Annotated in this window: 5 protein-coding genes and 1 tRNA gene; all 6 read left to right on the top strand. The window is 65.0% G+C overall.

Annotated elements, in window-relative coordinates:
- The coding region (locus ACK42S_RS01635; protein WP_409702563.1) for an efflux RND transporter permease subunit at positions 1–1,077 on the top strand (1,077 nt) is incomplete at its 5' end.
- 67 nt (positions 1,078–1,144) lie between these two features.
- Positions 1,145–1,231 (top strand) — tRNA-Leu (locus ACK42S_RS01630).
- A 22-nt stretch (positions 1,232–1,253) separates the two neighbouring features.
- A complete protein-coding gene (gene tig, locus ACK42S_RS01625) occupies positions 1,254–2,561 on the top strand; it encodes a trigger factor (protein ID WP_409702561.1) in 1,308 nt (435 codons plus the stop codon).
- Between the two features lie 153 nt (positions 2,562–2,714).
- Complete coding sequence (clpP, locus tag ACK42S_RS01620; RefSeq protein WP_409662423.1) at positions 2,715–3,329, top strand: ATP-dependent Clp endopeptidase proteolytic subunit ClpP; 615 nt, start codon at positions 2,715–2,717, stop codon at positions 3,327–3,329.
- A 128-nt stretch (positions 3,330–3,457) separates the two neighbouring features.
- Positions 3,458–4,735, top strand: coding sequence for an ATP-dependent Clp protease ATP-binding subunit ClpX (gene clpX / locus ACK42S_RS01615; protein ID WP_409702559.1), 1,278 nt, complete (start codon positions 3,458–3,460; stop codon positions 4,733–4,735).
- Positions 4,736–4,823: 88 nt separating this feature from the next.
- Positions 4,824–7,241 carry an endopeptidase La gene (gene lon / locus ACK42S_RS01610; protein WP_409702557.1) on the top strand — a complete coding sequence of 806 codons (2,418 nt, stop codon included), beginning with the start codon at positions 4,824–4,826 and terminating at the stop codon, positions 7,239–7,241.
- Positions 7,242–7,301: the final 60 nt, after the last annotated feature.

Genomic DNA, 7,301 nt, shown 5'->3' with positions numbered 1-7,301 from the left:
TATCCGGTGCAGTTCCGCGTGATCGGCTCCGATACGGCGCAGGTGCGGCGCATCGCCGACGAGGTCAAGGCCGTGATGCTGGCCAACCCCCACCTGCGTGGGGTGAACGACAACTGGAACGAGTCGGTGAAGGTGCTGCGCCTGGACATCGACCAGACGCGCGCCCGCGCCCTGGGCGTGACCAGCCAGGCCATCGCCCAGGCGCTGCGCACGGCGCAGACGGGCAACACCATCGGGCAATACCGTGAGGGCGACAAGCTGATCGACATCGTGCTGCGCACGCCCGCGCAAGAGCGCGCCGCATTGACTGACCTGTACAACGCTTATGTGCCCACGGCCAGCGGCCGCAGCATCCCGCTCACCCAGGTGGCCCGTGCCGAGTTCGTCTGGGAGCCCGGTGTGCTCTGGCGCGAGGGCCGCGACTATGCCGTGACCGTGCAGGGCGACGTCGTGGAAGGGCTGCAGCCGGCCACCGTGAGCTTCCAGATCGACCCTCAGCTCGACGCAATCCGCGCCAGGCTGCCGGTGGGCTACCGCATCGACATGGCTGGCACGGTGCAGGAAAGCAACAAGGGCACCGGTTCGATTGCCGCGGGCGTGCCGGCGATGCTCTTCATCACCTTCACGCTGCTGATGCTGCAGCTGCACAGCTTCAGTCGCGCGTTGCTGGTCTTCCTGACGGCGCCGTTGGGCATCGCCGGCGTGGCTGCCGCCCTGCTCATCCTGGACCGGCCTTTCGGCTTCGTGGCCCTGCTGGGGGTGATTGCGCTCATGGGCATGATCATGCGCAACTCGGTCATCCTGATCGACCAGATCGAGCAGGACCGCGCCCGAGGGGTTCCTGACTGGCAGGCCGTGGTCGAGGCGGCCGTGCGCCGGCTGCGACCCATCCTGCTGACGGCCGCGGCCGCCGTGCTTGCGATGATCCCGCTGTCGCGCAGCATCTTCTGGGGCCCGATGGCGGTGGCCCTCATGGGCGGCCTCATCGTGGCCACGGTGCTCACCCTGCTGGCGCTGCCGGCCATGTATGCCGCCTGGTTCAGGGTGAAAGAGCCCCGTAACCCGGTGCCGGGTTAAAATTCGCAGTTTCCTGGAACACCCATAGGAACACCTGAAGGGGAGCAGGCCGCTCCCCTTTCGATTTGCGCGGGTGGCGAAATTGGTAGACGCACCAGGTTTAGGTCCTGACGCCAGCGATGGTGTGGGGGTTCGAGTCCCCCCCCGCGCACCACATTCAAACGAGAGAGATCACCATGGCCGTGACTGTTGAAACCCTCGACAAACTGGAACGCAAGATCACGCTGACGCTGTCGGCCGAGGTCATCAAAAATGAGGTCGAATCCCGCCTCAAGCGCCTGGCCCGCACCGTCAAGGCCGACGGGTTCCGTCCCGGCAAGGTGCCGCTGAGCATCGTGGCCCAGCGCTACGGCTTTTCCGTCCAGTACGAGGTGATGAACGACAAAGTGGGCGAAGCCTTCGCCAAGGCCGCCAACGAGGCCCAGCTCCGGGTGGCCGGCGTCCCGCGCATCACCGAGAAGGAGGGCGCGCCCGAGGGTGAGCTGGCCTTCGATGCCACCTTCGAGGTCTATCCGGACGTCAAGATCGGTGACTTGTCGGGCACCGAAGTCGAGCGCGTGTCCACCGAGGTCACCGATGCGGCCATCGACAAGACCCTGGACATCCTGCGCAAGCAGCGCCGCACTTTCCATCAGCGCCCGGCGGCCGAGGCCGCAGCCGATGGCGACCGGGTCACGATCGACTTCGAAGGCAAGATCGACGGCGTGCCTTTCGAGGGCGGCAAGGCCGAGGGCTTCCAGTTCCTGCTGGGCGAGGGCCGCATGCTCGAGGCTTTCGAGAAGGCCGTGCGCGGCATGAAGGCCGGCGAGTCCAAGACCTTCCCGTTGAAGTTCCCCGACGACTACCATGGCAAGGACGTGGCTGGCAAGGAAGCCGACTTCCTCGTCACGCTGAAAAAGATCGAGGCGCAGCAGTTGCCCGAAGTCAATGAAGCCTTTGCCCGGTCGCTGGGCATCGCTGACGGCTCGGTCGAGGCCCTGCGGGCCGACATCCGCAAGAACCTCGAACGCGAGGTGAAGTTCCGCGTGCTGGCCCGCAACAAGGGGGCCGTGATGGACGCACTGCTCAAGGTGGCCGAGCTCGACGTGCCCAAGGCCCTGGTGCAAGGCGAGATCGAGCGCATGACCGAGGCGGCCCGGGCCGACCTGAAGGCCCGCGGCGTCAAGGATGCCGACAAGGCCCCGATCCCGGCCGAGATGTTCCAGCCCCAGGCCGAGCGTCGCGTGCGCCTGGGCCTGGTGGTGGCCGAGCTGGTGAAGACCCATGACCTCAAGGCCCAGCCCGACCAGATCAAGGCCCACATCGAGGAGCTGGCCCAGAGCTACGAGAAGCCCGAAGAGGTGGTGCGCTGGTACTACAGCGACATGCAGCGTCTGGCCGAGGTCGAAGCCGTGGTGCTCGAGAACAATGTCACGGAGTTCGTCCTGGCCCGCGCCAAGGTCGTCGACAAGACGGTGCCGTTCGACGAACTCATGGGGGCCTGATCCCGCGTGAGGCCCACCACGGGGCGCTGCGCTGGGACCGGCGCAGCGCCCCGTTCGCTTTGCAACCCCTTGCGGCCGGCGAGGGCGCAGGCGAACCGCCATAATCGGCGCTGCTTCCATCTTCCTCTCGTCCGCATCGCAAGGATCGCCTTCATGAGCTCCCTGGACCTCCAGAACCTGGGCATGGTGCCCATCGTCATCGAACAATCCGGCCGCGGCGAGCGTGCCTATGACATCTACAGTCGTCTGCTGCGCGAGCGTGTGGTCTTCCTGGTGGGCCCGGTGAATGACCAGACCGCCAACTTGGTGGTGGCCCAACTGCTGTTCCTGGAAAGTGAGAACCCCGACAAGGACATCTCGCTGTACATCAATTCCCCGGGCGGCAGCGTAAGCGCCGGCATGTCGATCTACGACACCATGCAGTTCATCAAGCCCGACGTGTCCACGTTGTGCATGGGCATGGCCGCCAGCATGGGGGCCTTCTTGCTGGCTGCCGGTGCCAAGGGCAAGCGCTTTGCGCTGCCCAACTCGAAGATCATGATCCACCAGCCGCTCGGGGGGGCCCAGGGGCAGGCCTCGGACATCGAGATCCATGCCCGAGAGATCCTCAAGACGCGCGACCAGCTCAACCGCATCCTGGCCGAGCGCACCGGCCAGCCACTGGAGAAAATCCAGGCCGACACCGAGCGGGACTATTTCATGGGCGCCCCGGAAGCCCAGGCCTACGGCCTGATCGACCGCGTGCTCGAACGCCGCGAACAGGGTTGAGGCCCGCCGGCTGCCGACCACCGGGCAGCCGGAAAAACAGGACAGCAAACGGGGCCTTTCCTTCGACCCGGGCCCCGTTTTCTTTTGACTTATCATCCTCCGAAAAGCACCCAGCCGAGTCCCGAACCATGCCCGAGAAAAAAGGCTCTTCCAGCGAGAAAGTCTTGTATTGCTCCTTTTGCGGCAAGAGCCAGCACGAGGTGAAGAAACTCATTGCCGGGCCGTCGGTGTTCATCTGCGACGAGTGCATCGACCTGTGCAACGACATCATCCGTGACGAAGTGCCGGCCGAGGCCCCGGAAGGCCGCGCTGCCCGCTCCGACCTGCCCACGCCCTCGGAGATCAAGGCCAGCCTCGACCAGTACGTGATCGGGCAGGAGGCGGCCAAGCGCATCTTGTCGGTGGCCGTCTACAACCACTACAAGCGCCTCAAGCACATGGGGGCGCAGGCGGGCAAGAAGGATGAGGTCGAACTGGCCAAGAGCAACATCTTGCTGATCGGGCCCACCGGTTCGGGCAAGACCTTGCTCGCCCAGACGCTGGCGCGGCTGCTCAACGTACCCTTCGTGATTGCCGATGCCACCACGCTCACCGAGGCCGGCTACGTGGGCGAGGACGTCGAGAACATCATCCAGAAGCTGCTGCAGAACTGCAACTACGAGGTCGAGCGCGCGCAGCGCGGCATCGTCTACATCGACGAGATCGACAAGATCTCGCGCAAGGCCGACAACCCCTCCATCACGCGCGATGTCTCCGGCGAAGGGGTGCAGCAGGCTCTGCTCAAGCTGATCGAAGGCACCATGGCCTCGGTGCCGCCCCAGGGCGGCCGCAAGCATCCCAACCAGGATTTCCTGCAGATCGACACGACCAACATCCTGTTCATCTGTGGAGGGGCTTTCGACGGGCTGGAGAAGATCATCCAGAACCGTTCGGAGAAATCGGGCATCGGCTTTGCCGCCTCGGTGAAGAGCAAGTCCGAACGCAAGCTCTCGGACGTGTTCCGCGACGTCGAACCCGAGGATCTGATCAAGTTCGGCCTGATCCCCGAGCTGGTCGGCCGGCTGCCGGTGGTGGCCACCCTGGGCGAGCTCACCGAGGACGCCCTGGTGCAGATCCTCACCGAGCCCAAGAACGCCCTGGTCAAGCAATACCAGAAGCTTTTTTCGATGGACGGCGTGGAGCTGGAGATCCGGCCGTCGGCGCTGGTGTCCATCGCCCGCAAGGCGCTGGCGCGCAAGACCGGCGCCCGCGGTCTGCGTTCGATCATGGAACAGGCCCTGATCGACACCATGTTCGACCTGCCCGCCCTGGACGGCGTGGCCAAGGTGGTGGTGGACGAACACACCATCGAGGAAAACACCAAGCCCCTGCTGGTCTACCGCGAGCAGGCCAAGGCCAGCGCCTGAGGGACCGGGGCGCACCCGTCACTGGGAACGCCCGTCTTGCAATTGAACTCTCGAGCCCCACATCCGGCTTGAGAAAGAGAGGTCTGTGATGTCTGGACATCCCGTTTTGCCCGCCGATCCCATCGAGCTGCCGCTGCTGCCGCTGCGCGACGTCGTGGTCTTCCCCCACATGGTCATCCCGCTGTTCGTGGGCCGGCCCAAGTCGATCAAGGCGCTGGAATCGGCCATGGAGGCCGGTCGCCAGATCATGCTCGTGGCCCAGAAGGCCGCCGGTAAGGACGAGCCCCGCGCCGACGACATGTTCTCGGTGGGGTGCGTCTCCAGCATCCTGCAGATGCTCAAGCTGCCCGACGGCACCGTGAAGGTGCTGGTCGAGGGCTTGCAGCGCGCCACCACCGACCGCATCGACGACAGCGGCGAGCATTTCGTGGCCGTGGTGCGCCCGGTGCCGCCCGAGACCGAGAGCTCGCCGGAGATCGAGGCCCTGCGCCGTGCGGTCACCCAGCAGTTCGACCAGTACGTCAAGCTCAACAAGAAGATTCCGCCGGAGATCCTCACCTCCATCGCGGGCATTGACGATGCCGGCCGCCTGGCCGACACGATTGCCGCCCATCTGCCGCTCAAGCTTGAGAACAAGCAGTCGGTGCTCGACCTGTTTTCGGTCGCCAAGCGGCTGGAGCGGCTGCTCGAGCAGCTCGAGCACGAGGTCGACATCCTGCAGGTGGAAAAGCGCATCCGCGGCCGTGTCAAGCGCCAGATGGAGAAGAGCCAGCGCGAGTACTACCTGAATGAACAGGTCAAGGCCATCCAGAAGGAGCTCGGCGAGGGTGAGGAAGGCGCCGACCTCGAGGAGCTCGAGAAGAAGATCGCCGCGGCCCGCATGAGCAAGGAAGCGCGCAAGAAGGCCGAGAGCGAGCTCAAGAAGCTCAAGCTGATGTCGCCGATGTCGGCCGAGGCCACCGTGGTGCGCAATTACATCGACACCCTGGTCAACCTGCCGTGGAGCAAGAAGACCAAGATCAAGCACGATCTGGTGCACGCCGAGGAAGTCCTCAACGAGGACCACTACGGCCTGGAGAAGGTCAAGGAACGCATCCTCGAATACCTCGCGGTGCAGCAGCGCGTGGACAAGGTCAAGGCCCCCATTCTGTGCCTGGTGGGGCCCCCGGGCGTGGGCAAGACCTCGCTGGGCCAGTCGGTGGCGCGTGCCACGGGCCGCAAGTTCGTGCGCATGGCCTTGGGCGGTGTGCGTGACGAGGCCGAGATCCGTGGCCATCGCCGCACCTACATCGGCTCGATGCCGGGCAAGGTGCTGCAGAGCCTGACCAAGGTGGGGGTGCGCAACCCGCTGTTCCTGCTCGACGAGATTGACAAGCTGGGCATGGACTTCCGCGGCGACCCGTCGTCGGCGCTGCTGGAGGTGCTCGACCCCGAGCAGAACCACACCTTCAGTGACCATTACGTCGAGGTCGACTTCGACCTGTCCGATGTGATGTTCGTGGCGACGTCCAACTCGCTGAACATCCCGCCGGCCCTGCTCGACCGCATGGAGGTGATTCGCCTGTCGGGCTACACCGAGGACGAGAAGGTCAACATCGCCCAGCGCTACCTGCTGCCCAAGCAGTGCAAGAACAACGGCGTGAAGGACGAGGAACTCGAGGTGACCGAGTCGGCCATTCGCGGGATCATCCGCTACTACACCCGTGAGGCCGGCGTGCGCTCGCTCGAGCGCGAGATTTCCAAGATCTGCCGCAAGGTCGTCAAGGGCCAGGCGCTGAAGAAGTACGAAGGCAAGGTCGTCGTCACCGAGGACAACCTCAACGAGTTCCTCGGTGTGCGCAAGTTCCAGTACGGCCGCGCCGAGCAGGAGAACCAGGTCGGGCAGGTCGTGGGCCTGGCCTGGACCGAGGTCGGTGGCGACTTGTTGACCATCGAGGCGGTGGTGATGCCGGGCAAGGGCAACACCATCCGCACCGGACAGCTCGGCGACGTGATGAAGGAGTCCGTCGAAGCGGCCCGTTCGGTGGTGCGCTCGCGCGCTCGTCGCCTGGGTATCAAGGACGAGATGTTCGAAAAGCGCGACATCCACATCCATGTGCCCGATGGCGCCACGCCCAAGGACGGCCCGAGCGCGGGCATCGCGATGACCACGGCGATGGTGTCGGCGCTGACGGGCATCCCCGTGCGGGCCGATGTTGCGATGACCGGCGAGATCACGCTGCGCGGTGAGGTCACGGCCATCGGCGGCCTGAAGGAGAAGCTGCTGGCCGCCCACCGTGGCGGCATCAAGACGGTGCTGATCCCCGAGGAGAACGTCAAGGACCTGCAGGAGATCCCCGAGAACGTGAAGGACCAGCTCGAGATCCTTCCGGTGAAGTGGATCGACAAGGTGCTGGAGACCGCGCTGGTGTCCAAGCCCGAGCCGTTGCCCGAGGAAGAGGTGGTCAAGGTCGAAGCGGCCAAGGACGCCCCGGCGGCAGGCAGTGCGGAGGTGCTGACGCATTGAACACCTCGCTCTTGCTCGTGTGAGCGGAAAAGGGCTTGCACGAGGAAGAAAATCTCATCT

The sequence above is a fragment of the Caldimonas sp. genome, from assembly GCF_046289365.1.
Lineage (GTDB): Bacteria > Pseudomonadota > Gammaproteobacteria > Burkholderiales > Burkholderiaceae_C > Caldimonas.
This window is presented reverse-complemented; position numbering and strand designations above follow the sequence as displayed.

Coding starts and splice junctions, on each gene's coding strand:
- lon (WP_409702557.1), top strand. CDS start 4,824: ATGTCTGGACATCCCGTTTTGCCCGCCGATCCCATCGAGCTGCCGCTG.
- clpX (WP_409702559.1), top strand. CDS start 3,458: ATGCCCGAGAAAAAAGGCTCTTCCAGCGAGAAAGTCTTGTATTGCTCC.
- clpP (WP_409662423.1), top strand. CDS start 2,715: ATGAGCTCCCTGGACCTCCAGAACCTGGGCATGGTGCCCATCGTCATC.
- tig (WP_409702561.1), top strand. CDS start 1,254: ATGGCCGTGACTGTTGAAACCCTCGACAAACTGGAACGCAAGATCACG.